The 23,409-nt window shown below is 65.0% G+C and carries 20 protein-coding genes and 1 pseudogene; 12 read left to right on the plus strand and 9 right to left on the minus strand.

Going from position 1 to position 23,409, the window contains the following annotated elements; genetic code table 11:
• Nucleotides 1-26 precede the first annotated feature (26 nt).
• Together WHZ77_RS03125 and WHZ77_RS03130 are read right to left on the minus strand one after the other, a co-directional pair.
• Complete coding sequence (locus WHZ77_RS03125; RefSeq protein ID WP_375312345.1) at nucleotides 27-344, minus strand: hypothetical protein; 318 nt, start codon at nucleotides 342-344, stop codon at nucleotides 27-29.
• A gap of 127 nt (nucleotides 345-471) precedes the next feature.
• Complete coding sequence (locus tag WHZ77_RS03130) at nucleotides 472-1,047, minus strand: cysteine hydrolase family protein (RefSeq protein WP_375312346.1); 576 nt, start codon at nucleotides 1,045-1,047, stop codon at nucleotides 472-474.
• Nucleotides 1,048-1,376: 329 nt separating this feature from the next.
• On the opposite strand from WHZ77_RS03130, the gene WHZ77_RS03135 reads away from it, so the two are divergent.
• Nucleotides 1,377-3,212 (plus strand): AMP-dependent synthetase/ligase, encoded by a 1,836-nt coding sequence (locus tag WHZ77_RS03135; RefSeq protein WP_375312347.1) that lies wholly within the window; start codon nucleotides 1,377-1,379, stop codon nucleotides 3,210-3,212.
• Between the two features lie 94 nt (nucleotides 3,213-3,306).
• Nucleotides 3,307-4,854, plus strand: a pseudogene (locus WHZ77_RS03140) (oleate hydratase); the annotation flags it as partial.
• 35 nt (nucleotides 4,855-4,889) lie between these two features.
• Here WHZ77_RS03140 and WHZ77_RS03145 read toward each other — a convergent pair.
• The 4 genes from WHZ77_RS03145 to WHZ77_RS03160 all read right to left on the minus strand — a co-directional run bounded on the left by WHZ77_RS03145 (nucleotide 4,890) and on the right by WHZ77_RS03160 (nucleotide 8,652).
• Nucleotides 4,890-5,471, minus strand: coding sequence for a hypothetical protein (locus WHZ77_RS03145; protein WP_375312348.1), 582 nt, complete (start codon nucleotides 5,469-5,471; stop codon nucleotides 4,890-4,892).
• 204 nt (nucleotides 5,472-5,675) lie between these two features.
• Nucleotides 5,676-6,989, minus strand: coding sequence for a tetratricopeptide repeat protein (locus tag WHZ77_RS03150; RefSeq protein ID WP_375312349.1), 1,314 nt, complete (start codon nucleotides 6,987-6,989; stop codon nucleotides 5,676-5,678).
• 13 nt (nucleotides 6,990-7,002) lie between these two features.
• Entirely contained in the window at nucleotides 7,003-8,013 is a 1,011-nt protein-coding gene (locus WHZ77_RS03155) for an aldo/keto reductase (RefSeq protein WP_375312350.1), read from the minus strand.
• 213 nt (nucleotides 8,014-8,226) lie between these two features.
• Nucleotides 8,227-8,652, minus strand: a complete 426-nt coding sequence (locus tag WHZ77_RS03160) for a PaaI family thioesterase (RefSeq protein ID WP_375312351.1) — start codon at nucleotides 8,650-8,652, stop codon at nucleotides 8,227-8,229.
• Between the two features lie 69 nt (nucleotides 8,653-8,721).
• Between WHZ77_RS03160 and WHZ77_RS03165 the strand changes: the two genes are divergently transcribed.
• Both WHZ77_RS03165 and WHZ77_RS03170 read left to right on the plus strand, forming a co-directional pair.
• Nucleotides 8,722-9,351: an NUDIX hydrolase gene (locus WHZ77_RS03165; protein WP_375314652.1), complete on the plus strand. Its 630-nt coding sequence runs from the start codon at nucleotides 8,722-8,724 to the stop codon at nucleotides 9,349-9,351.
• 56 nt (nucleotides 9,352-9,407) lie between these two features.
• Entirely contained in the window at nucleotides 9,408-10,637 is a 1,230-nt protein-coding gene (locus WHZ77_RS03170; RefSeq protein ID WP_375312352.1) for a hypothetical protein, read from the plus strand.
• Nucleotides 10,638-10,765: 128 nt separating this feature from the next.
• Here WHZ77_RS03170 and WHZ77_RS03175 read toward each other — a convergent pair whose 3' ends face one another.
• Nucleotides 10,766-11,083, minus strand: a complete 318-nt coding sequence (locus WHZ77_RS03175) for a hypothetical protein (RefSeq protein WP_375312353.1) — start codon at nucleotides 11,081-11,083, stop codon at nucleotides 10,766-10,768.
• A gap of 193 nt (nucleotides 11,084-11,276) precedes the next feature.
• Here WHZ77_RS03175 and WHZ77_RS03180 point away from each other — a divergent pair, with 193 nt between their 5' ends.
• The 5 genes from WHZ77_RS03180 (at nucleotide 11,277) to WHZ77_RS03200 (ending at nucleotide 16,433) form a co-directional block, all read left to right on the plus strand.
• Nucleotides 11,277-11,756 (plus strand): hypothetical protein, encoded by a 480-nt coding sequence (locus WHZ77_RS03180; protein ID WP_375312354.1) that lies wholly within the window; start codon nucleotides 11,277-11,279, stop codon nucleotides 11,754-11,756.
• A 278-nt stretch (nucleotides 11,757-12,034) separates the two neighbouring features.
• Nucleotides 12,035-12,982: a TAXI family TRAP transporter solute-binding subunit gene (locus WHZ77_RS03185; RefSeq protein WP_375312355.1), complete on the plus strand. Its 948-nt coding sequence runs from the start codon at nucleotides 12,035-12,037 to the stop codon at nucleotides 12,980-12,982.
• 112 nt (nucleotides 12,983-13,094) lie between these two features.
• Complete coding sequence (locus tag WHZ77_RS03190) at nucleotides 13,095-15,203, plus strand: TRAP transporter permease (RefSeq protein ID WP_375312356.1); 2,109 nt, start codon at nucleotides 13,095-13,097, stop codon at nucleotides 15,201-15,203.
• Nucleotides 15,200-15,577, plus strand: coding sequence for a DUF1850 domain-containing protein (locus WHZ77_RS03195; protein ID WP_375312357.1), 378 nt, complete (start codon nucleotides 15,200-15,202; stop codon nucleotides 15,575-15,577). The genes WHZ77_RS03190 and WHZ77_RS03195 overlap by 4 nt, the downstream gene beginning before the upstream one ends.
• A gap of 49 nt (nucleotides 15,578-15,626) precedes the next feature.
• A complete protein-coding gene (locus tag WHZ77_RS03200; protein WP_375312358.1) occupies nucleotides 15,627-16,433 on the plus strand; it encodes an SDR family NAD(P)-dependent oxidoreductase in 807 nt (268 codons plus the stop codon).
• Between the two features lie 69 nt (nucleotides 16,434-16,502).
• On the opposite strand, the gene WHZ77_RS03205 is transcribed toward WHZ77_RS03200, so the two are convergent.
• Both WHZ77_RS03205 and WHZ77_RS03210 read right to left on the minus strand, forming a co-directional pair.
• Nucleotides 16,503-17,273, minus strand: a complete 771-nt coding sequence (locus WHZ77_RS03205; RefSeq protein WP_375312359.1) for a hypothetical protein — start codon at nucleotides 17,271-17,273, stop codon at nucleotides 16,503-16,505.
• A gap of 65 nt (nucleotides 17,274-17,338) precedes the next feature.
• Nucleotides 17,339-18,916 carry a cation:proton antiporter gene (locus tag WHZ77_RS03210; RefSeq protein ID WP_375312360.1) on the minus strand — a complete coding sequence of 526 codons (1,578 nt, stop codon included), beginning with the start codon at nucleotides 18,914-18,916 and terminating at the stop codon, nucleotides 17,339-17,341.
• Nucleotides 18,917-18,997: 81 nt separating this feature from the next.
• On the opposite strand from WHZ77_RS03210, the gene WHZ77_RS03215 reads away from it, so the two are divergent.
• The 3 genes from WHZ77_RS03215 to WHZ77_RS03225 all read left to right on the plus strand — a co-directional run bounded on the left by WHZ77_RS03215 (nucleotide 18,998) and on the right by WHZ77_RS03225 (nucleotide 23,403).
• The gene (locus WHZ77_RS03215; RefSeq protein ID WP_375312361.1) at nucleotides 18,998-19,774 is read left to right on the plus strand and encodes a tetratricopeptide repeat protein; all 777 of its coding nucleotides are present in this window, start codon (nucleotides 18,998-19,000) and stop codon (nucleotides 19,772-19,774) included.
• A gap of 98 nt (nucleotides 19,775-19,872) precedes the next feature.
• Nucleotides 19,873-21,258, plus strand: coding sequence for a tetratricopeptide repeat protein (locus WHZ77_RS03220; protein ID WP_375312362.1), 1,386 nt, complete (start codon nucleotides 19,873-19,875; stop codon nucleotides 21,256-21,258).
• Nucleotides 21,259-21,480: 222 nt separating this feature from the next.
• On the plus strand, nucleotides 21,481-23,403 hold the full coding sequence (locus WHZ77_RS03225) for a propionyl-CoA synthetase (protein WP_375312363.1): 1,923 nt from the start codon (nucleotides 21,481-21,483) through the stop codon (nucleotides 23,401-23,403).
• The last annotated feature ends 6 nt before the right edge of the window (nucleotides 23,404-23,409 follow it).

Consider the following 23,409-nt stretch of genomic DNA (forward strand, 5'->3'; position numbering starts at 1 on the left):
ACCCGCATCTCTGCGGGCCTTATCTCCTACCAGCGGCTGCCGCCGAAGCTGAAGGTCACGCCGGGACCGCCGCCGCCGTAATAGCCGTACGGTCCGCCGCCATAGTAGCCGTGGTGGCGCGGATAATGGCCATAGCTCCGGTAGTGCGGACGATGATGGCCGTAGTGCTGGCGCCAGTGATGATGGCGGTGGCCATGGTGGTGGCGCCTGTGCTGCGCGCTGATGTCGGTCGATTTGCCGGCTGACGCGTTTGGCTTCGCGCTGGCCTTGTCCGCCGCATTGGCCGTGGTTCCGCCGGCGAGCGCCGCAGCACCGACAGCCATTGCGACAAAAAGATACTTCATGTCATCACTCCAGTTGAATGTGGTGTGACAACGGAATCGCGTCGCTGACGTTCCGATTGAGGCGGGCGTCGAAACGACGCAGATCAGTTCCAATCAACGCCGTGTGAATGATCGAAGGGCGCGCGATTTATTGTCGCACGGCGTCGAGCGATGCGATCACCTCATGGGTGGTGACGATGCGCGCGAACTCGCCGTTGAGGTTCGACAGCGTCATGGCGTGGATATCTTCAGCCGAATGCTTGTCGCCATCGGGCCCGGTCCGCTCGAAGGTCCAGGTCGCATCGCGCACCAGCCTTGCGTCGAAGCCGAGATTGCCGGCCATCCGTGTCGTCGTCTCCACGCAATGATTGGTGGTGGCGCCGCAGATCACGAGCGTGGTGATATTGCCTGCACGCAGCCGGCTTTCGAGATCGGTGCCGATGAAGGCGCTGTTGACGTGCTTGACGATCACTGCCTCATCAGGCGCTTCGCGAGCTTCGTCCCTGACCGCATAGCCGGAGCGTGACGGCAGGAACGACGAGTTCGGCTTGGTGCCTTCGTGGCGGATGTGGAAGATCGGCGCGCCGTGCGCCCTGAACGCGGTCAGCAGATCGACGATTCGCCTAACCGCATCCGGATTGTTGCGCCGCTTGCCCGCCGCCTCCCACTCGTCGAACGCGCGCTGGACGTCGACGACGATGAGGGCGGGGAGGGGATTGGGCATGGGAGCGGCCTTCGGGCTTGCTTGCTCGGGCAGTATGCGAGGTGACCGGGAAAGCGCACAATGCCAATCTTCCCTCGTTTCGCGACAAAGCTTCGTGGTCCGGCTGGAGCGCAGCGCAATCCGGGGACCGCGGCATCCGGATGGACCTTCCCGGATTGCGCTGCACTCCATCCTGGCTACGGGATATCCGTGCTTTACGGATGCGGATCGGGAAGCCCATGACGCTCCGAAGCATGGCGGCCTTGCTGAGGATCAAGGCAGCGAGGGCTGGTTGGCCTAGGGTCGAGGTCCCAGATACACCGGGAATCGATCAAGTGCGAAAGGACGTCATGCCAGCGCTACTCAGTCAACCGCCGATCAGTCAAGCACAAGCGCTTGAGGGGGTGAGGACGTTGCCGGAGCTGTTGCGCTGGCGCATCAAGACGACTCCGGCGGCCGAGGCCTATCGCCATTTCGACGCGGATGCGGGGCGCTGGGTCGGCCAGTCTTGGCAGGAGATCGACGCCGAATTCGAACTCTGGCGGCGGGCGCTGGCCGCGGAAAGCCTTGCGCCCGGCGAGCGGGTGGCGATCCTGATGCCGAACGGCATCCCGCATGTCGCGATGGATCAGGCGGCGCTGTCGCGCGGGCTGGTGCCTGTGCCGATGCATGCGGTCGACAATCCCGACAGCGTCGCCTACATCCTCGCCGATTCCGGCGCGATGCTGCTGTTCGTGGATTCGCTGGCGCGCTGGCAGGCGATCGTGGCCACCGGCCAGCGCCTCGACCATCTCAAGCGCATCGTCTGTGCGGATGCGGCTGGCCTCGCGGCGGCCGATGCGCGCATCGTCGCGCTCGACCAATGGCTCGCGGCAGCGCCGGGCGCGACCCCGCCGCTGCCCGATGTCGCGGTGAATCCCGACGATCTTGCCGCCATCGTCTATACCTCGGGAACGACCGGACGGCCCAAAGGCGTGATGCTGTCGCATGACAACATCATCGCCAATGTGAAGGCGATCGCGCATCGAATCGCGGCGTCGCCCGAGGATGTCTTCCTGTCCTTCCTGCCGCTCTCGCACACGTTCGAGCGCACCGGCGGCTACTACTATCCGATCGCGGCCGGTGCCTGCGTCGCCTATGCGCGATCGGTGCCGCTGTTGTCGGAGGATCTGAAGCAGGTGCGGCCAACGGTCCTGATCTCGGTGCCGCGAATCTATGAGCGCATCTACGCGCTGATCATGCAGCACCGCGCAACGGCAGGCGCCGTCGAGCGCGCGCTACTCGATCTCACGCTCGCCATTGGCGGCCGGCGTTTTGACGCGCGGCAGGGACATGGCGCGCTGTCGCTGCGTGACCGGCTGGCCTGGCCTCTGCTCAAGCGGCTCGTCGCGGACAAGGTGCTGGCGCAGCTGGGGGGGCGCCTGAAGGTCGCGGTCTCCGGCGGCGCGCCGATCGCCGAGCCCGTCATCCGCCTGTTCCTGTCACTCGGGCTCGACGTGCTCCAGGGCTACGGCATGACCGAGACCTCGCCGGTGGTCTCCGTCAACACCATCGAGGACAACGATCCGCACTCGGTCGGCCATGTGCTCGATGGCATCGAGGTCAAGCTCGGCGACAATGACGAATTGCTGGTGCGCGGTCCCAGCGTGATGCTCGGCTATTGGCACAAGCCGGACGAGACGCGCCGCGTCAAGGACGCCCACGGCTGGCTGCACACCGGCGACCAGGCCCGCATCGACAACGGGCGCATCACCATCACCGGCCGCATCAAGGACATCCTCGTCACCTCTACCGGCGAGAAGATCGCGCCGGTCGACCTCGAGACCGCGATCCTTGCCGATCCGCTGTTCGAGCAGGCGCTGGTGGTCGGCGAGCAGCGGCCGTTCCTCACCGCTCTGGTCGTGCTCAACGCAAAGGCCTGGGTGCAGGAGAAAGAAAGGCTGGCGGCGAGCGGCAAGCAGGGTGGTGCAGCGGAGCGCGCGGCTCTGCTGGCGCGGATCGCGGCGGCGGTGAAAGCCTATCCATCCTACGCGACGCCGCGCGCGGTGTGGTGGACGCTCGACCCTTGGACCATTGCGGCGGGCCTGCTCACGCCGACCCTGAAGAACAAGCGCCCCGCGCTCGAACATCGCTTTGCGGACGAGATCGCGCAGATCTACGCCAAGAAGCCGCTCACGTCCTCTTGAACGCCGCTTCTACGGCGCTTGATCCAGCGCAATCCCGGCCGCCGCCCCGCATGCAATCTCGCTGCGAAAATTCGAATTGCAATCGAGGCAAGTCATGAAGGCGTATTTCATCGGTGGTGGCATCGGATCGCTCGCGGGCGCGGCGTTCCTGATTCGCGATGCACAGCTGCCGGGTCGCGACATCGTGATTTACGAGGCGCAGCCGCTGGTCGGCGGCAGCCTTGACGGGGCGCAGCTTGAAAACGGCGCCTATTCACTGCGTGGCGGGCGCATGCTGACCACTGATCACTACGAATGCACCTGGGACCTGCTGTCGGATATTCCCTCGCTGGAACGTCCCGGCCTCAGCGTGCGCGACGAGACCGTCGCGTTCAACGTGGAGAATCCGGCGCATTCGCAGGCGCGGCTGGTCGACCGCAACCGCTTCAAGGTCGACGTCTCGCATATGGGCTTTTCCGCACGCGACCGGCTCGAGCTGCTGCGGCTTACCGAAGCCTCGGAGGAGACGCTCGGCGATAGCCGCATCACCGACTGGCTGTCGGCCGGATTCTTCGAGTCGAATTTCTGGTACATGTGGCAGACCACCTTCGCCTTCCAGCCCTGGCACAGTGCGGTCGAGTTGAAGCGCTACCTGCACCGTTTCATGAGCGAATTCCCGCGTATCGAGACGCTCGCCGGCGTCAAGCGCACTGTCTACAATCAGTACGATTCGATCGTGCGGCCGCTTGCCGACTGGCTCAAGCGGCAGGGCGTGCAGTTCGTGCGCGGCACCCGCGTCACCGACATGACGCTCGAAGACGAGAACGGTCGCGTGCGTGTGCGCAATCTCGTGCTCGACCGCGACAGTCGCATCGCCAATGTTCGTCTCGATGACGGCGACCTCGTGTTCTTCCAGAACGGCTCGATGACCGATGCGTCCAGCCTCGGCTCCATGACCGACCCGGCTCCACGCCTGACCAAGGCCGACAGTCAGGGCTGGGCGCTCTGGGAGACCATCGCGAAGGGGCGTCCCGAGTTCGGCAATCCGTACGCGTTCAACACCTCGATCCCTGAATCATGGTGGCAGTCGTTCACCGTGACCTGCCGCGATCCGCGCTTCTTCGACAAGATGGAAGCGTTTTCCGGCAACAGAGCCGGTACCGGCGGCCTCGTGACCTTCAAGGATTCCAACTGGCTGCTGTCGGTCGTGCTCTATCACCAGCCGCATTTCTCCGGCCAGCCGAAGGACGTGCAGGTGTTCTGGGGCTACGCGCTGCATCCGGACCGCATCGGCAATTTTGTCGCCAAGCCGATGTCCGAATGCGGCGGCGCGGATATCCTGAAGGAGCTGTGCGGGCACCTGAATTTCGATGCGGGCGTGTTCGACAACGCGATCTGCATTCCCTGCCGCATGCCCTACATCACCAGCATGTTCATGCCGCGCAATGCCACCGACCGGCCGTTGCCGGTGCCCACGAATTCGGTGAACCTCGCCTTCGTCAGCCAGTTCGTCGAGATCCCTGAGGACGTCGTGTTCACGGTCGAATATTCGGTGCGCGCGGCGCAGACGGCGGTCTATCAGCTCATGAAGGTCGATCGCCCGGTGCCGCCGGTGACCCGCCACGACAAGTCGCTTTCGGTGATTTTCGCGACGCTGGAAAGGCCTTCGCGTGATGGATGCCGCTACTTGAACGGGCGCTATTTGAAAGGATCCTGGATCGACGGTGACGACTGCCTGATGCGGCGCACGCTCACCGGCGTGCCGTCGGAGATGAACAGCAGCTCGTAGCTGCGGCCCTCGCTGTCGGTCGCGGAGCAGATGACGTCATTCACCTTTTTGGCGGCGAAATTGCCTGTTTGGCGGCAGACACCCGTCGAGGCCTGCTCCGCCGGCACCGGCAGGCCGTCGACCTTGGGGCGGTCCTTGGAGTTGAGCAGCATGCGGTCGATCGGCAGTTCGTAGGAATTGTCATCGGCGCGCTTGCCGTTCTCGCCGGAGAACGAGACGACGTGATTTTCGTCGCTGGGATCGTCGACGGCGACGGCGAAATTGACCCGGCCCTTGTCGCCATGGGCGTAGGCCACCGTCTTGCAGGCGAACGCGCGCCCCGCCACCTTCAGCGTCTTGCAGTGGCCGGACATTAGCGCCAGCAGGTCGATGAAGGAATTCTGCGGCGCGGGCGGATTGTTGACCGGGATCGGCGCGGAAGGCTCGGCAAAACAAGGGCTTGCGAGCGCGATCAGGGTGGCGACCAGTACCGGTCGGCTGAGGCGGCGCATCGTCAGGCTCATATGCCAAGGGGCCACGGAAGCGGGAAAGTTCCGCCCGACAACCATCGAACCGCAAATTGGTTGAGATCCGGTTCGTGCTGCTGGTCCAGCCTGCAATACCACGGTACCACCCATCGGCGATTCGCCCCCGATCGCCCTAACCCGTCCTTAGCAGGCACTTGCCGCCAAACCGATGTTTTTTTCGTGGCAGCGCTAGCCCATCGCCGCCTGCCAGCGCGTGTCGCGGAGGGACGGCCGCCGGTGCAGGCGGGCATCCAGCATGGCGCGGGCGCGCGGCAGCTCGCCGCTGCGCATCAGGGCGACGAGATAAGTATCCTCGATCAGCTCGCGCTGGGCATGGCTACCGCCGATGCGCACGACATCAGCGAGCACAGGCGCGAGCGTTCGCACGCACGCCGCGTATTCGTCGGCGGCGAAGGCCGCCAGCGCGCGGCAGATCGCCGGCACCACGGGGCCGGCCGGCAGCTTGCCGTCAGCGAGGCGTTGCTCGATCACGGCAAGGCGCGCGGCGAGCGCTTCGCGATTCTGCGTGGCCGCGGCGAACAGCGCCATGTGGACGTCGGCGAAGGGCAGGCTCGACTTCGGAAACAGTTTTTGCGCGGCGGCATCGGCCTCGCGCCAGAGCGGCTTCGGCACGGCGTGGCCGTAGGCCGACAGACGCCAGAGCAGCGAGGCGCCGTCCGTGATGATGTTCAGTGGCGGCGCCTGCGTCGCCTCCGGCTGGAGCACGTCGGCATAGATCGCAAGCGCTCGCGCGGCATCGCCATGCTCGAGTGCGCCAAGCGCCTGGTGCCAGCGGATATGGCCGTGCAGGATGCCGGCGCGGTCGTAAGTCGGAATCCATTCGTCGACGAGACGATCGGCCGCCTCGATCGAGCCGTCCTCGAACATCGCGTGCAGCACCGCGTGCGCGGCGTGGGCATTCGCCCGGCGCAGATTGAAGCCGCGCTCGGTGACGGCGCGGCCGCGCGCGACGTCGCCGTTCTCGGTCATGGCCCAGCCGGACATCGTGAGGAACCACCAGTCCTCGCCATAGTGCTGTGCGACGCGCTCGCAGAGCTCATGCCGCGCGCGGTCGTGATCGGCCATGCCGGAGAAGGCGAACAGGCCGAACGCGCCGAGCGGCAGCGACAAGACCACGGCATCGCGGGGCCATGCGTCGATGTGCTTCAGCGTCGCTGCGATCGCCTCCGGTAGCCGTCCCTCGATCGCGAGCGCCAGCGTCTCGACATGCGAGCGCTCGCGCTCGGTGCCGCGCCTGCCGACCAGCTCGCGCGCTGTTGCCGCCTTGGCTCGAGCAAGATCGCCCTGCTGGTAGAACGCATGCAGGCGGGCGCGAGCGATATGGGGAAGGGCGAAATCGGGGTCGGCAGCAATCGCGCGCTCCAGCGTCTCGGCCGTGCCGGTCCACCCCGAGAGCATGAGGTCGACACCTTCGCGATAGGCGCTCGCGGCCTCATCCGAAGAGGTCGAGAGCGGCAGGCCGTAGCGGTCTTCGAGTGGCATCGTCGTCTCCGGCTCAAGCTGTCCGCGCGCGGCGGCCCTCGATCGGATAGGCCGGGTCGTTGTAGCCGGGCGTCGAGGGATGGCCGGGTACGACCAGCCGGTCGATCAGGGCCTCGTCATCCGCAGTGAAGCGATAGTCGAGTGCACTGATGTAGCCGTCCCATTGCTCCTCGGTACGGGGGCCGGCGACGATCGATGAGACGAAAGCGGAGTTGAGCACCCAGGCGACCGCGAACTGGCCGGCGGTGATGCCCTTCTTCTCGGCGTGGGTCTTGATCTCCTGCGCGAGCCGCAGCGATTCCGGCCGCCATTCGGTCTGCATCATGCGGGTGTCGTTGCGGCCCGCGCGCGTCTCCTTGTCGGGAGCCGTGTCCGGCTTGTACTTGCCCGTGAGCACGCCGCGCGCCAGCGGGCTGTAAGGCACAATGCCGAGGCCGTAATAGGAGCAGGCCGGAAAATGCTCGACCTCGGGCATGCGGTTCATGGCGTTGTAGTAGGGCTGGCTCACCGCGGGCCGGTCGATGCCGAGCCGGTCGCAGATGTTGCAGATCTCGGCGACGCGCCAGGCGCGATAGTTCGAGACGCCGAAATAGCGCACCTTGCCCGCGCGGATCAGGTCGCCCATTGCGCGCACCGTCTCTTCCAGAGGGGTCGCGTGGTCTTCCTTGTGCAGATAGTAGATGTCGATGTGGTCGGTACCGAGTCGCTTCAGGCTTTCGTCGGCGGCCTGCAACACCCAGCGCCGCGACAGGCCGACGCGGTTCGGGTCCTTCCCCATGGGATTGGCGAGTTTTGTGGCGAGCACCCAGGCGTGGCGGTTGTCGCCAATTGCGCGGCCGACGACCTCTTCCGAGCCACCCTTGGAATAGGCGTCCGCGGTATCAATGAAATTGATGCCGGCATCGAGCGCCTTGGCGATGATCCGCCTTGACGTGGCCTCATCGGTCGGGCCGCCGAACATCATGGTGCCCAGGCAGATCGGCGACACTTTCAGGCCGCTGCGGCCGAGCTGGCGGTATTGCATGGGCGGGTCCTCGATATCTTGATGGAGAACAGCATAGCCAGCTACCGCTGTCATTGCGAGCGCAGCGAAGCAATCCAGAGATGCGTCCTCTCAGCTGTCATCGCCCGCTTCGCGGGCGATCCAGTATTCCAGAGACAGCAGTGATTGAACCGAGAGGCCGCGGCGTACTGGATTCCCCGCTTTCGCGGGGAATGACAGCGGTGGGTGCGGAGCCTACTCCGGCCCCTTCAAGATCTTGAACACCCCGTTCGCCATCACCACGCAGCGATCGTCCACGCTGACCTCTGTGCTCATGAAGATCAGGCTGCGCGTCGTGCGCACGACGCGGGGGCGTGAGATCAGGATGTCGCCGATCTTGCCGGCCTCGACGAAATGCGTGTCGAGCTGCACCGTCGCTAGGTATTCCTTGCCCGAGACGTAGCGGGCGGCCATGCCACAGGTGCGATCGGCGAAGGTCATCATGACGCCGCCCTGGACCATGCCGCGGCGATTGTGGTGCTTGTCTTCGGTCGCGAGTGCGAATTCGTAGTGGCCGTCGAACTTGCGCTCCCACAAGGGGCCGATCAGATGCAGGAAGCCGGTGGTCTCCAGTATCGTCCAGCCGTCTGATTTCAGCCTTGCGGCGGCCTTGTTCGTCATCTCACCGTCCATTCCTGCAGGCGTATCTCTCTCCTCGTTTCATCAGATGCAGTCCTGGTGTAGTCAAGCATCATGAGAGCTTTCGGCGATGCCACCAGACGGAATATCGCAGAGGCCTGTGCGGCCTTCGCACGGCTGCCCGACGCGGCTGTGCCGTCGGCGCTGAAGCGTGCCGCAGTGGTGCTGGCGCTGACTGAATCCAATGACGGGGACGATACGGCCTTCCTGCTCACCAAGCGTGCTTCACATCTGCGCGCCCATCGCGGCCAGTGGGCGCTGCCGGGCGGGCGTTGCGATGCCGGCGAGACGCCGGTCGAGGCGGCGCTGCGCGAATTCGACGAGGAGCTCGGCCTCAAGCTCACGACCGATGCGGTGCTTGGCCTGCTCGACGATTATCCGACCCGCTCCGGCTACCTGATCACGCCGGTGGTGGTCTGGGCCGCGGACAGTGTCGCGATCAAGCCCAACCCGGATGAGGTCGCTTCGGTCCACCGCATCGCTCTGGCGACGATCGAGCACGACGACGCCTTCGATTTCACCGACATCCCTGAAAGCGCGCGCCGCGTGATCCGCTTCCATCACCAGATGAGCCTGATTCACGCGCCGACGGCGGCGCTGATCTACCAGTTCCGCGAGGTCCTCGCGGGCCGGCACACTCGCGTCACCGAGCTGGAACAGCCGGTGTTCGCCTGGAAGTGACGATGGTAAACGGCGCGTTAACGTGACGGTTACCGGATGCCTGCTAAGAGGGCAGCATGCATCGATCGATTCGAAATGGCCTGACAGTTTCCTTGGCGCTGGTTCCACTCGCGCTCCTCCTGCTCGCGCCCGCCGCGCGCGGCGGCGGGACCGACGCGCTGCCGCCGGCCGTTCGCGATGCCAAGGCCCAACTGCTGTCGCAGTTTTTTGCGCAAGGCGGGGGCGCCTCGCCGGCGGTGCTCGAATATCGCCGCAAGCTGCAGGAATATCAGGCCGCACGCGCCGCTTTCGACGAGGAGGCCGGCGCCTATTGGAGCCAGATCTCGGAGAAGCGGAAAGGCCGCAACGCCAAGCGACGCAGCGGACAGCAGGTGACGCTGGATGATTACGTGCTGGAGCATCCGCCGCTCTACAACGGGCCGAAGCGCCCGGTGAATCCGGAGCCGGAGGAAACCCCGGAGAAACCTGCCCGAAAGCCGATCCCCGTGGTGGCCGATCTGCTGCGCGCGGCGCAGGAGCTCTATCAGTTCACGCCGCAGCGGCCCGCCTCCGAGCTGGAGTTCAAGCGTGTCTATGCGCGCTACGCGCTGGCGTCAGGGTTGACGCGCGAGCAGGCCGTACGGGTTTATTCGTTCGAGACCGGCGGCACCGGCAGTTACGACGTGCAAGCGGGCATCGAGCATGGCGGCAAACGCGCGATCTCGACCGCGATGGGCTACAATCAGCTGTTGACCACAAACAGCGTCGAGCTGCTCGCCGAGCAGGGTCATGAATTCATTCGCGCGCTCTCCGACAAGGTGGCACGGACCTCAGGCCCGGCCCGCAAGTCGCTCGAGCACAAGCTCGCCGTCCTGAAGAAGATGGTGGCGCATGCGAAGTCGGTGCCCGACACCTGGTCGGAGCACGAGAAGATCGGCAATACCGCGCAGGGCTGGGCCATGCATGCGATGGTGCTCGACATCGACATCGGCCCGATGCTGCAGACCCACAAGTTGCTGACATCGGTGCTGTTCGCGCGCGCCAAGGGTTACACCCGCCCGCTCACCGCGGCCGAGCTCGAGATGATGAACCTCACCGGCGACGGCACCGGCCTCGACATGGTGACGATGCCGCAGGTCATGCGCGAGCAGGTGCCGACCTCGAATTTCTTCCAGCGCGGCGGCTACGAGCGCAACCCGGTCGCGATCCGCCACAACACGGTGGCCAAGCTGCTCGCGATCACGGATACGCGGATGGACAGCAACAGCAGCAAACCCGGTGCAAGGGAATTGGCGGCTACGTTTTAGAGCGCTGCCGTAAGGTGGGCAAAGCCTAGCGTCCCCACGGCTTCAATCGGACGCGCCGATAGATGGTGGGCACGGTGCGAACGCGCTTTTGCCCACCCTACAGGCTCCGTCGCTTACTGATCCAACGCCTACTGATCCGACCCGAACTTGAACTTGCCATCGCCTTCGAGATACGGGCCGCTGCGCATGTAGAGCTGGCCGTTGTGGCCGATGAAGAACAACGTACCCTTCGGCACCTTCTTCGCGCCCTTCAGGAGTTCGCCGGCATTGCTGGTGCCCATCTTGTAGGAGAAGGTCTTGCCGTCCTTGTCATAGGCGTAGCCAATGTCGGGCTTGAGCTCCCACGGCGTTGCCGGTGCCTGCGCGCATGCTGGCGCGGCAAATGCGCCGAGCGTGGCCGCGAGTGCAATCGAAACAAGTGCAAATGTCCTTTTTGAAAATGCCATCATCCATCCTCCCCGTCATTGGGGTGCCGGCTTGAACAAATCACGAACGGTAATTCCGGGTCAATTCGCAAAAGCGCCGCAGCGCATCACGTCCTGGCCAGCAGTTTGTGATTTTCCCTTCGCCCCCGCGCGACTATGTTCCGCTTTCCGTCTAGAACGCAATTCGAGAAAAATATTGGTGGGGATGATTCGAATGAGCCGTGTCATTAGAGTTTGCGGGACTGCCGCGCTGCTGCTGACGGCGCTGGTGCCGGCCGCCCGGGCCGATGACTATCAGCTCAGCCACAACCAGCGGATTTCGTGCAGCCGCGGCCTGGCTCCGGGCAAGCTGAACACCGCGACCTGCAAGTCCTACACTTATCTGTTCAATACCAAGACCTCGGAATATTTCCGCTGCCAGGTCTCGCTGGCGCTGACCCGCGACAATAAGGAAGTCATCAACGTCCAGACCGACGGCGGCTGCACCAAGAAGCCGCGCATCTTCGAGGTCGACGGCAAGTATGATTTCGACGCGACCGAGACCGAGCCGCCGAACACCAACTCGTTCTTCGGCCCCGGCGGCTACTCGATCTGGGCCGCCGACATGGCCGCGCAGAAGATCCGCGGCTGCATCACCATCTCCTCCGGCCTCGGTTCCGACATCTCCAAGTGCCTGGACATGACGTTCCAGTGAGGGCTTGCCGGTAAAGCCTGCCAGCGACTGTGCGAGGGTGCACCCGGCGCGTTGCGCCGACCTCCCCCGCAGGCAAGCGGGAGGGGTGACCGAGCCTGCCGCGCGAGCGATTGATCCTCGCGTAAGTTCGCTCGGCTGCGCCACCTCGCCGCACCCGCCGGGTTCCCAAAAGTCGAGCCGGATCGGCCGTTTACCGCAGTCCTGTTTTGTCTTTTGGATGGGTTGACCCGCACCTCTCATCCGGCCAACTTCCCCGCCGGTTTGGGGAGTACAAAATCATGAAACGGACGATTTTTGGCGTGGCCGCGGCTCTTGCTCTGGCGGCGTCGGCACCTTGCGCCCATGCGCAATCCTTCATCAACGTCCTGACGGGGGGGACCTCCGGCGTCTACTACCCGCTTGGGGTCGCGATCGGGAAGATCTACGGCGACAAGATTCCGAACGTGAAGACGCAGGTGCAGGCCACCAAGGCGTCGGTCGAGAACCTGATCCTGCTCCAGCAGGGCCGTGGCGAGCTGGCGTTCACGCTGGGCGACTCGCTGAAAGCGGCCTGGGAGGGCGACGAGGAGGCGGGCTTCAAGACCAAGCTCGACAAGCTCAGGACCATCGGCGCGATCTATCCGAACTACATCCAGATCGTCGCGACCGCCGAGTCCGGCATCAAGACCCTCGCGGACCTCAAGGGCAAGAGCCTGTCGGTCGGCGCACCCAAATCGGGCACCGAGCTCAATTCCCGCGCGATCCTCAGCGCCGCCGGCATGACCTACAAGGACCTCGGCAAGGTCGAATATCTGCCGTTCGCCGAATCGGTCGACCTCATGAAGAACCGTCAGCTGGGAGCGACCCTTCAATCGGCCGGCCTTGGCGTCGCCTCGCTGAAGGATCTCTCCAGCTCGAGCTCGATCACGGTGGTCGCGGTGCCGAAGGAGACCGTCGACAAGATCGGTCCGCCCTTCATCTCGACGATCATTCCGGCCAACACCTATACCGGCCAGGACAAGGACGTCCCGACCGCGGCCGTGGTCAACTACCTCGTGACCAACTCGACGGTGTCGGACGATCTCGCCTACCAGATGACCAAGCTGATCTTCGAGTCGCTGCCGGAATTGCAGAATGCCCATGCCGCGGGCAAGGAGATCAAGCTCGAGACGGCCGCCACCGGCAGCCCGGTTCCGCTGCACCCCGGTGCGATCCGCTATTACAAGGAAAAAGGGCTGATCAAGTAATACAGGTGTCATGGCCGGGCTCGACCCGGCCATCCATTCTCAAAGAGTCGTCTTTCGATGGATGCCCGGGTCAAGCCCGGGCATGACGTATTCAGGGCGCGGGGACTTATCGATGTTGCAGGCAGAGGGCTCCGCTGAGCCCATCAAAGTCGAGTTCGACAATTTCGAGCACGGTTTTCCGGAAGGCTTCGGTCCGGGTCGGTGGGGCCAGCTCGCCTATTGGATCGGCATCGCGTTTGCGACCTTCCAGCTCTATGTCGCCGCCTTCAACTATCTGCCGAGCCAGGTGGTGCGCGGCGTCCATGTCGGCTTCCTGGTTCTGCTCACCTTCGGCCTGATCGCCAATTTCACCGCGAAGAGCGGCGCCGGCCGCGCGCTCGGCTGGGTGATCGGCGGCGCTGGCTTCTTCTGCGGTCTCTATCAGTGGATATTCTATGCCGATCTGATCGCGCGCGACGGCGATCCGACGAAGCTCGATCTGGCGGTCGGCACGCTGCTGGCGGTGCTGATCTTCGAGGGCACAAGGCGGCTGATGGGCGCGGCGCTGCCGCTGATGTGCGGCGCGTGCCTGCTTTACTGGTTCTTCGGGCAATATCTGCCGTCGCCGCTCAACCATCGCGGCTATGATTTCGACCAGATCGTCACGCATCTGTCCTTCGGCACCGAAGGTTTCTACGGCGTGCCGATCTACGTGTCGGCGACCTACATCTTCCTGTTCATCCTGTTCGGCTCGTTCCTTGAGCGCGCCGGCATGATCCAGCTGTTCACCGACGTCTCGCTCGGCCTGTTCGGCCGTACCCGCGGGGGACCTGCCAAGGTCGCAGTGTTTGCTTCGGGCATGATGGGAACGATCTCCGGCTCGGGCGTCGCCAATGTCGTCACCGTCGGCCAGTTCACGATCCCGCTGATGATCAGGTTCGGCTACCGCCGCGCGTTCGCGGCCGGGGTCGAGGCCACGGCGTCGATGGGCGGACAGATCATGCCGCCGGTGATGGGCGCGGTCGCCTTCATCATGGCGGAGACGCTCGGCGTCCAGTACTCGGAAATCGTCAAGGCGGCGGCGATCCCCGCCGTCCTCTATTTCGCGTCCGCCTTCTGGATGGTGCACCTGGAAGCCGGCAAGTACGGCCTCGTCGGCATGAAGAAGTCGGAGACGCCGAGCGCGTGGAAAGCGCTGGTGAAGGGATGGTATCTTGTGCTGCCACTTGCAGCCCTCGTCTACATGCTGTTCGAAGGCTTTACGCCGCTCTATGCCGGCAGCATGGGCCTCGCACTGACGGTGGGGCTGATCCTCGGCACCGCCATTACGACGGGCGCGTCGTCGGTGGCGATCCGCTACATCTTCTGGATCGGGCTTGCGCTCGTCGTCGCCGCGCTGTCGCGTGACGGCCTGCAGATCGTGCCGGTCGCCAGCGTCGTCGTCGGGTTGATCGTGATCACGGCGTTCGTGCGCGGCGGGTTCAAGGCCTTGCGCGATTGTCGCGATGCGCTGGCAGAGAGTGCGAAGTCGGCGATCACCGTCGGCATGGCCTGCGCCATCGTCGGCGTCATCATCGGCATGATGTCGCAGACGGGCGTTGGCACCATCTTCGGCGGCTGGGTGATTGGGCTCGGCGAGAAGAGCCTGTTCCTGGCACTGATCATGACCATGCTGCTGTCGATCCTGCTCGGCACCGGCATTCCGACCATCCCGACCTACATCATCACCGCCGCGCTCGCAGCGCCTGCGCTGGCCAAGCTCGGCGTGCCGCTGATCGCGAGCCACATGTTCGCATTCTACTACGGCATCATGGCCGACCTCTCGCCGCCGGTGGCGCTCGCTGCGCTCGCGGCGGCGCCGATCGCCAAGGAGAACCCGGACAAGATCGGCTGGGAGGCGATGCGCATCGCGCTCGCGGGCTATGTCATCCCCTTCATCTTCGTCTATTCGCCGGCGCTGATGCTGCAGGCCGGAGATCCCATGGTGGCCAAGCTCGGCTTCTACGGCGCGGTGGCGCTGGCGAGTTTCAAGGCGCTGGTGGCAATCGCGCTGTTCGGCATGGTCGCAATCGGCTTCCTGTTCACGCGGCTGACGCTGCTCGAACGTCTGGTCGCGCTTGGCGCCGCGATGTGCCTGCTCGGCGAATTCGCCTTCAGCGACACCGCGGGCTTCGTGCTCGCCGCCGCGCTGGTGCTGTGGCAGTGGCGGCAGCGCCCGCCGGCCGTCGTCGAAGCCGCGTGAGCCTCTGCTTCGCAACAGCCGGAGGCGTGAAGGCGCTGGCGCTGTCCGCCTTCACGCTGGTGTGGACGCATTCGATCGCGAAGGTCGATTGGCAGGAAGACTGGCGCGTCACCCCTGCCGGTCTCGAACTGGTGCAGGCCCGCGTCAAGGGCACCGGCCCCGGCATGGAGCCGCCGCCGGAGGCGCGCCTCGTCGACGGCTGGTTTCAATGGCAGCCGCAGCGCGCCCCGATGCAGGAGGTGGTGCTGGGCAATTCCGGCGCGGCGGGAGAATGGCGGTTGTGCCATGAGGGGAAGTGCCGGACGCTGTCGGAGATTGTCGGGCATCCCATCGGTGTTAACGTCACGACGATGAAGGTCTGCAGCGATCCGTAGCCTGGATGCAGTCCAGGCTACAACAAAACAACAACACGGGAGACACGCGATGGATCGGCTCAAGGGCAAAGTGGCGATGGTCGTGGGTGCCGGCTCGATCGGGCCCGGCTGGGGCAACGGTAAAGCGACCGCGGTGACTTTTGCGCGCGAGGGCGCGCAGGTGTTTTGCGTCGATCGTAACGGCGCGGCGGCCGAAGAGACCGCGAAAATCGTCACGGGCGAAGGCGGCAAGGCGACGGCGTTCACGGCGGACGTCTCGCGCGCAAGCGAGATCGAAGCGATGGTCGCGGCCTGCCTCAAGGCCTTCGGCCGCATCGACGTGCTCGACAACAATGTCGGCATCGCCGAGATGGGCAGCGTGGTCGAGGTCGCCGAGGAGAGCTGGGACCGCGTCTTCACCGTCAACCTCAAGAGCGCCTATCTCGCCATGAAGCATGTCATCCCCGTGATGGTGAAGCAGGGCGGCGGCTCGATCATCAACATCTCCTCGATCGCCTCGATCCGCCATGTCGGGATTTCCTATGTCAGCTACAACGCCAGCAAAGCAGCGATGAACCAGCTGACGCGCTCCACTGCGGTCGAGTTCGCGAAGAGCCATGTGCGGGTGAATGCGATCCTGCCCGGCCTGATGAAGACGCCGATGGTGGAGCACTCGGCGGGTCTTGCCAACAGCTACTCCAAAGGCGACGTCGAAGCGATGTGGCGCGCGCGCGATGCGCAGGTGCCGATGGGCCACATGGGCGAGGCCTGGGACGTCGCCAACGCGGCGCTGTTCCTGGCATCGGACGAATCGAAATATGTGACGGGGATCGAGCTGGTGGTGGACGGCGGGATCACATGCAAGGCGGGGGCGTAGCTCCAATCTCCGCCGTCGTCCCGGATCTACGCTTCGCTTGTCCGGGTCGACAACGGAGATTGTGACCGCCTACTGCGCCAGCGCCAGAATCCCGCCGGCGAACGAATGCCACGCCGCGGTCTCGCTGACCGGCCAGTTCAACACCTTCACCGCCAGCATCGCGAGCGTGCCGTAGATGTAGACGGGGTGCACGCGGCCTTCGGTGCGCCAGTCGCGCACCATGGCGACGACGAGCAGAAGCGAGGCGACCACGGCCGGCGCGATGGTCACCGGCACCGGCGGCGGGCCGGGTGGTCCGGGAGGCGCGAGGAAGGTGAGAAACCAGCGCGCGATCGCGGCATCGAGGATCGAGACGGCGGCGAGCAGCATCAGGCGCTTGTGAATCTCGGGCCTGCGCGTGTTCATGATCGCGAGCACGAACACCGACGCGAAGAACGCGATGCCGCTCATCGGAACGATCGAGAAGGCGATGCCTGCGTCGGCCTGCCCGAGCGCGGCCGCGTGCTTCATCGACGTCACAGAGGCGAGGAAGCCGAAGATCGTCATTGCGGTGGCGAGCGAGACGCCGGCGATGCCGAGCGCGCGGTGATTGACCACGCGGCCCGAGGCCGCGAGCCAGGTCTGGATCACGAAATAGAGGGACCAGGTGAAGAACAAAAATCCGTGAAAATGGATCACGGGGCTCGCGGACAACGTCCGGCTGGCGAGCGGCATCCAATAGGTCGGTGCAAAGCCGAGAAATGCGGTGGCCGCACAGGCCAGGGCCATATGGAGATAGAAATATCGTGCAGGCGACGCATCACGCGCGCGGACACGACGGTCGTCGGTCAAGGTCGTCATGAGGGATGAGTCTGGAGAGGCGGCATTTGGTTCAAACCCGCCGGCGGAGCTTGCGCTCGCAAACATCATCCCCCCGCGCTCAATTCGGCGCGATCGAGCTCTTCCTCGATCCGATGAAACGCGTCGTCGCCGATCACCTCGGTCGCGCGCAGGTCGAAGATCGATTTTCGCGCGGCCTCGATGGCGCGGCGGCGCAGGGGATCGGCGGGCAGTTCGCCGCTGGTGATGCCGCCGTTCGGATCGTCGTCCGCCTGCATCAGGACGGCGCGGTATTCGAGCCGCAGGATCTCGGCTTCCTCCGACGGGTCGTCCTCGATGGCATCGAGCGCGGCGCGATAGGCGACGGTGCGCGCCCGCGCGACCTCGATCCCGACAGGATCGTCGTCCTTGAGGCCGAACGCAAGGATCAGCGGCCGCAGCGTCAGTCCCTGGATCACCAGCGATCCAAGCACCACCGCGAAGGCGACGAAGACGATGAAGTCGCGATAAGGAAAGTTCTCGGGCAGGGCAAAAGCGGTGGCGAGCGTGACGAGGCCGCGCATGCCGCACCAGGAGATGACGAGGCCGCCCTTGGGCGAGGCAACCGCCTTGGGATCCTTCGGGTGATAGATATCGTGCGCGATCAGCACGCGGAGTATGGTGCGGTAGAAGGTGATCCACAACAGCCGGACCAGGACTACCGTGAGCAGGATCCAGCCTGCCGCGGCGCAATACTCCCAGCGCACATCGGCATCCAGCCGTGCCCAGATCGGCCGCATCTGCATGCCGATCAGCATGAAGGCGAGCACGTTGAGCACGAACACCATCGTCTCCCACACCGCAAAGGACGGCACCCGGAGCCGTGCCGGCATCCGCGCGCCCGCCGTGCGCGCCATGGTGATGGCGTAGACGACGATGGTGAGAATGCCGGAGAGGCCAAGATGCTCGGCGGCGATCCATACCATGAAGGTGGTGGCGAACTGTACGATGATGGCGCTGGGCGCTTCCTTCACGCGTTCCATGAGCAGCGGGATGATGCGTCCTGCCAGAAGACCGGCGAGGACGCTGCCGACCAGCGCGAGCGCAATCGTCGGCGCGACCTCGCTCCATTTCAGATGCTCCATGACGACCGCGCCGACGGCGATGCGATAGATCAAGAGCGCGCTGGCGTCATTGAGCAGGCTCTCGCCTTCCAGCACCTTCACCATGCGATGCGGTAGCTTGACCTGGCTCAGGATCGCGACCGCGGCTGCGGCATCCGGCGGTGCCACGATGGCGCCGAGCGCGATCGCGGCGGCCCATGGCATGTCAGGCATCATCCGGTGCGCGACATAGGCGACGCCGACCGTGGTCAGGCCGACCGCGGCCACCACCAGGGTCGAGACCGGAACCCAGTTGTTGCGCAGGTCCCGCAGCGAGGTGTCGAAAGCGGCATCCAGCAGTACCGGTGCGACAAAAAGCGCCAATGCCAGGTTGGGTTCGAGCGTCCAGGACGGGCTGTTCGGCACGAAGGCGATCAGCGCGCCGCCGATGGCGAGAAAGGTCGGGTAGGGGACCTTGATCCGTCGCGCCAGCGCCGATAATGCAACGGCGCCGAGCAGAAGCGCGATGATCCATTCGAATGTCGACACGATAGTCCCCGAAACCGATTTGAGCTGTGCCACAAGCTAGCACCTATCCGGCCGTATGATGGATAGTGCGGCCCCAAGGCAAGCCTCAAGGCAAGAGCTCCGACTGCAACAAGCATGCGTTTTCAGAATCTCATTCACTTGTCGGGCGCCGTGATGCTCTCGGTGCTTTCGCTGAGCACGGCCCACGACACGGTTTATGGCGCGACCGGCGGCGAGCCGGCGGCCGTCGCGCAGGTCGACATCGCGCCGTGCCTCGCCGCGACCTCTGCCGATGACATGGACAAGGCCAGTTCCGCCTGTGCAGCGGTGATCGACAACGAGAAGACGGCGAAGGCCGACCTGATCAAGGCGCTGATCGCGCGCGGTGCGCTGCTGGCGCGGCACGACCAGATCGACCGCGCGATCGCCGACGACAGCCGTGCCTTGCAGCTCGATCCTGCGCTTGCCGACATCTTCAACGCCCGCGGCGAACTCTGGCTGAAGAAAGGTGACAAGCCGAAGGCCGTGCAGGATTTCGGCGCGGCGCTGAAGATCGATCCGAACCACGAGAAGGCCAAGGCCAATCACAAGGCGATGGCGCGCGAACTGGAGCGGATCGGGGCGCAGATGGCGGTTGCCGGCAAGCCGAGCTTCAATTGCAGGAGCGCGGCCCGTGCCGTGGAGAAGGCGATCTGCGGCAATCGTGAGCTCGCCGATCTCGACCGCGAGATATTTGCATCGCATGCGCGCGTGATCCGGGAAGCGCAAAACGCGGGAGAGGCGAGGGCGCTCCAGCGCGAACAGGACGATTTCATCGCGCGCCGCAATGCCGGATATGGGCGGCCCGGGTACGACCTGAAGAAGGCGATGCAGGACCGCTTGAGGCGGCTGAATGGGGTGGACGGCTACTAGCGGCGACGTTCGCCTCTCGTCCGCAACAGGCCCGAATTGAACCCGATCCTTGCCCGCCGCGACAATGGTGAAAACCCGACGTCACGGAGCCTTACGCCATGTGCGGTACGCGTCCTTCCGCGCAAACCTCCCCGTTTGCCAAAATCCCGTTTCGCGCCGTCCTGCTCGGCGCGGCGATCAGCCTCGTTCTTGTCGCCCCGGCCTCGGCCGGCGTCGATTGCGTGATGGGCAGCAAGGCTGCTCCCGCCGAGTTGATCCCGGCGTGCGGCGCCATCATCGATCAGGCCTCAAATCTGTCCTCCGATCGCGCTGCCGCGCTGCTGGTGCGCGCCGACGCCAATGCGCGGACCTCGGGCGGTCTGACGCAGGCGCTGCGAGACATCGACCGCGCCATCGCACTCGACGGCAGGAATGCAAAGGCCTGGCGGCTGCGCGGTGACCTGCTGCGCGAGGCCGGCGGCGATCTCAACCGCGCTGCGGCGGATCTCAGCAAGGCGATCGAGCTCGATCCGCAGGATGCCGAGTCCTACGAGCTGCGCGGCGTCGTCTACACCAATCAGCGCCGGCTCGACCGTGCGCTCGCCGATTACGACCATGCGATCAAGCTGAAGCCGGATGATGCGCAGGCCTGGTCCGACCGCGGCGTGACCTATTATCTCGGCGGCGACAACGAGAAGGCGGTCCGCGATCTCAGCGAGGCGCTGCGGCTCGATCCAAACCGGCCGCGCAGCTACACCAATCGCGGTGCCGCCTACAAGAAGCTCGGCCAGCTCGACAAGGCGGTCGCCGATGATGGCGAGGCGATCAGGCTCGATCCGAAGGTCCCCGAATATTACGACAATCGCGCCCTGTCGCTGGCCGCGATGGGCGAGTACGACAAGGCGATTGCCCACTACGACCAGGCCCTGCGGCTGGCGCCGAGGCCCAACTTCTTCACCAACCGTGGCGATTCCTACCATCTCAAGGGCGAACTCGGCGCGGCGCTCAGCGACTACGAGGCTGCGCTGAAGCTCGATCCGAATTTCGCGCAGACCTACAACAACCGCGCCGTGCTCTACAAGAAGATGGGCGAGCGCAGGAAGGCGCTGGCCGATTACGAGACGGCGCTGCGGCTCGATCCCGGGAACGACAACGCGGCCAATGGCCGCCGCGCCATGATCGCGGAGATCACGAAATTCGGCGCCGAGCCGCTGCGTCCGCTGAATGCCGTTTCCGGCAGCGGCCCGTCGTTCGATTGCGCCACCGCCAGGCGCGAGGTCGAGAAGGTGATTTGCGCCGATCCGCAACTCGGGGTGCTCGACCGCCAGATCGCCGAGACCTATGAGCACATGTTGAAGGGCGCGAGCAAGCGCTCGGCTGGCGACCTGCGCAAGACTCAGCGCGATTTCCTCACGACCCGGAACGCCAGCTTCGGCCGGCCGGGCTATGATCTGAGGAAGGTCATGCAGGATCGGCTGCAGCGGCTGAATGCGCTGGATGGGTAGAGCGGGCGGTCTCACCTCTCCCAGAATTCGTCATGCCCGGGCCATGACGAGGCGGTGGTAGCCGCGAACTCCTCCAAAAGCGCTATCCTTTTCAGCTTGAACCGCGGCCCGTTCCCGGGAAAATACCCCCCAAACAAGGCTGGCACTTGATCCGGGTCATGGCGGGACGCCTGTCCTGCCGTCAGGTCAAGGCCAGGCAATAAGGGAAACGGGAGCGCTTGCATGAACGTCCGGGGAAACGTCGACGGTAAGAGTCTCTATCACGAGGTCCACGCGCGCTCGCTGGCCGATCCGGAAGGGTTTTGGGCCGAGGCGGCCAGGGAGATCGACTGGATCGAGCCGCCGAAGAAGGTCTTCGATGCCACGCAGGGCGTCTATGGTCGCTGGTTCACCGGCGGCGTGGTCAATACCTGCTACAACGCGCTCGACCGCCACGTCGAACGCGGCCGCGCCGACCAGGTCGCGCTGATCCACGATTCGCCGCTGACCAGTTCGGTCACCAGGCTCACCTATGCCGAACTGCTGGCCGAGGTGCAGGCGCTTGCCGCCATCATGCAGGATTTCGGCGTCGCCAAGGGCGACCGCGTCGTCCTCTACATGCCGATGGTGCCGGAAGCCGTAGTCGCGATGCTCGCCTGCGCGCGCATCGGCGCGGTGCATTCCGTGGTGTTCGGCGGCTTTGCCGCCAAAGAGCTGGCCACCCGCATCGACGATGCCCAGCCGAAACTGATCCTGTCCGCGAGCTGCGGCATCGAGCCCGGTCGCATCGTGCAGTACAAGCCGCTGCTCGACGAGGCGATCAAGCTCGCGAGCGTGAAGCCGAAGGCCTGCATCGTGCTGCAGCGTCCGCAGCTCGTCTGCGACCTCTCGCCCGGCCGCGATTACGATTGGGCGAGCCTGCGCCGCAAGGCGATGAACGACGACAAGAAGGCCCCTTGCGTGCCGGTCGCCGCCACCGATCCGCTTTACATCCTCTACACGTCGGGCACTACGGGCATTCCCAAGGGCGTGGTGCGCGACAATGGCGGACACCTGGTCGCGTTGAAGTGGTCGATGTTCAACCTCTATGGCGTCAAGCCCGGCGAGGTCTGGTGGTGCGGCTCCGACATCGGTTGGGTGGTCGGGCACAGCTACATCATCTACGGACCGCTGCTGCACGGTGCGACCTCGATCATGTACGAGGGCAAGCCAGTCGGAACGCCCGATGCAGGCGCGTTCTGGCGCGTGATCAGTGAGCACAAGGCGGTCGCCTTGTTCACCGCGCCGACCGCGTTCCGCGCGATCCGGAAAGAGGATCCGGAAGGAAAGTTCATCCGGCAGTATGACCTGTCGAAATTCCGCACGCTGTTCCTCGCCGGCGAACGCGCCGATCCGCCGACGGTGGAATGGGCGGAGCAGCAGTTGAAGGTGCCGGTGATCGACCATTGGTGGCAGACCGAGACCGGCTGGTGCATCGCCGGCAATCCGGTGGGCCTGGGCCTGCTTCCGGTCAAGCACGGCTCGCCGACGGTGCCGATGCCGGGATATCAGGTCGATGTGGTGGATGAGGCGGCCAAGCCGGTCGGCCCGAACACCATGGGCTCGATCGTCATCAAGCTGCCGATGCCGCCGGGCTGCCTGCCCACGCTGTGGAATCAGGATCAACGCTTCAAGGAAGCCTATCTCAGCGAATTCCCCGGCTACTACAAGACGTCGGACGCCGGCTACAAGGACGAGGACGGATATGTCTTCGTCATGGGCCGCACCGACGACATCATCAATGTCGCCGGCCATCGTCTCTCCACCGGCGGCATGGAGGAGATTCTGGCCTCGCATCCTGATGTCGCGGAATGTGCCGTGCTCGGCGTCAAGGATGCCATCAAGGGCGAGGTGCCCTGCGGTTTCCTGGTGCTCAAGGCCGGCGTGAAGCGTCCGCCCGCCGAGATCGAGAAGGAGATCGTCGCACTGGTGCGCGACAAGCTCGGCCCCGTCGCGGCCTTCAAGCTCGCCATCACCGTCGGCCGCCTGCCCAAGACGCGCTCCGGCAAGATCCTGCGCGGCACCATCAAGAAGATCGCCGACGGCGAGACCTGGACAATGCCGGCCACGATCGAGGACCCCAAGGCGCTGGACGAGATCGGCGACGCGCTGAAGGGCCGGGTGTGAGTTGAC

The organism is Bradyrhizobium sp. A5 (assembly GCF_042076515.1).
Lineage (GTDB): Bacteria > Pseudomonadota > Alphaproteobacteria > Rhizobiales > Xanthobacteraceae > Bradyrhizobium > Bradyrhizobium cosmicum.

Coding starts and splice junctions, on each gene's coding strand:
- WHZ77_RS03125 (WP_375312345.1), bottom strand. CDS start 344: ATGAAGTATCTTTTTGTCGCAATGGCTGTCGGTGCTGCGGCGCTCGCC.
- WHZ77_RS03130 (WP_375312346.1), bottom strand. CDS start 1,047: ATGCCCAATCCCCTCCCCGCCCTCATCGTCGTCGACGTCCAGCGCGCG.
- WHZ77_RS03135 (WP_375312347.1), top strand. CDS start 1,377: ATGCCAGCGCTACTCAGTCAACCGCCGATCAGTCAAGCACAAGCGCTT.
- WHZ77_RS03145 (WP_375312348.1), bottom strand. CDS start 5,471: ATGCGCCGCCTCAGCCGACCGGTACTGGTCGCCACCCTGATCGCGCTC.
- WHZ77_RS03150 (WP_375312349.1), bottom strand. CDS start 6,989: ATGCCACTCGAAGACCGCTACGGCCTGCCGCTCTCGACCTCTTCGGAT.
- WHZ77_RS03155 (WP_375312350.1), bottom strand. CDS start 8,013: ATGCAATACCGCCAGCTCGGCCGCAGCGGCCTGAAAGTGTCGCCGATC.
- WHZ77_RS03160 (WP_375312351.1), bottom strand. CDS start 8,652: ATGACGAACAAGGCCGCCGCAAGGCTGAAATCAGACGGCTGGACGATA.
- WHZ77_RS03170 (WP_375312352.1), top strand. CDS start 9,408: ATGCATCGATCGATTCGAAATGGCCTGACAGTTTCCTTGGCGCTGGTT.
- WHZ77_RS03175 (WP_375312353.1), bottom strand. CDS start 11,083: ATGGCATTTTCAAAAAGGACATTTGCACTTGTTTCGATTGCACTCGCG.
- WHZ77_RS03180 (WP_375312354.1), top strand. CDS start 11,277: ATGAGCCGTGTCATTAGAGTTTGCGGGACTGCCGCGCTGCTGCTGACG.
- WHZ77_RS03185 (WP_375312355.1), top strand. CDS start 12,035: ATGAAACGGACGATTTTTGGCGTGGCCGCGGCTCTTGCTCTGGCGGCG.
- WHZ77_RS03190 (WP_375312356.1), top strand. CDS start 13,095: ATGTTGCAGGCAGAGGGCTCCGCTGAGCCCATCAAAGTCGAGTTCGAC.
- WHZ77_RS03200 (WP_375312358.1), top strand. CDS start 15,627: ATGGATCGGCTCAAGGGCAAAGTGGCGATGGTCGTGGGTGCCGGCTCG.
- WHZ77_RS03205 (WP_375312359.1), bottom strand. CDS start 17,273: ATGACGACCTTGACCGACGACCGTCGTGTCCGCGCGCGTGATGCGTCG.
- WHZ77_RS03215 (WP_375312361.1), top strand. CDS start 18,998: ATGCGTTTTCAGAATCTCATTCACTTGTCGGGCGCCGTGATGCTCTCG.
- WHZ77_RS03220 (WP_375312362.1), top strand. CDS start 19,873: ATGTGCGGTACGCGTCCTTCCGCGCAAACCTCCCCGTTTGCCAAAATC.
- WHZ77_RS03225 (WP_375312363.1), top strand. CDS start 21,481: ATGAACGTCCGGGGAAACGTCGACGGTAAGAGTCTCTATCACGAGGTC.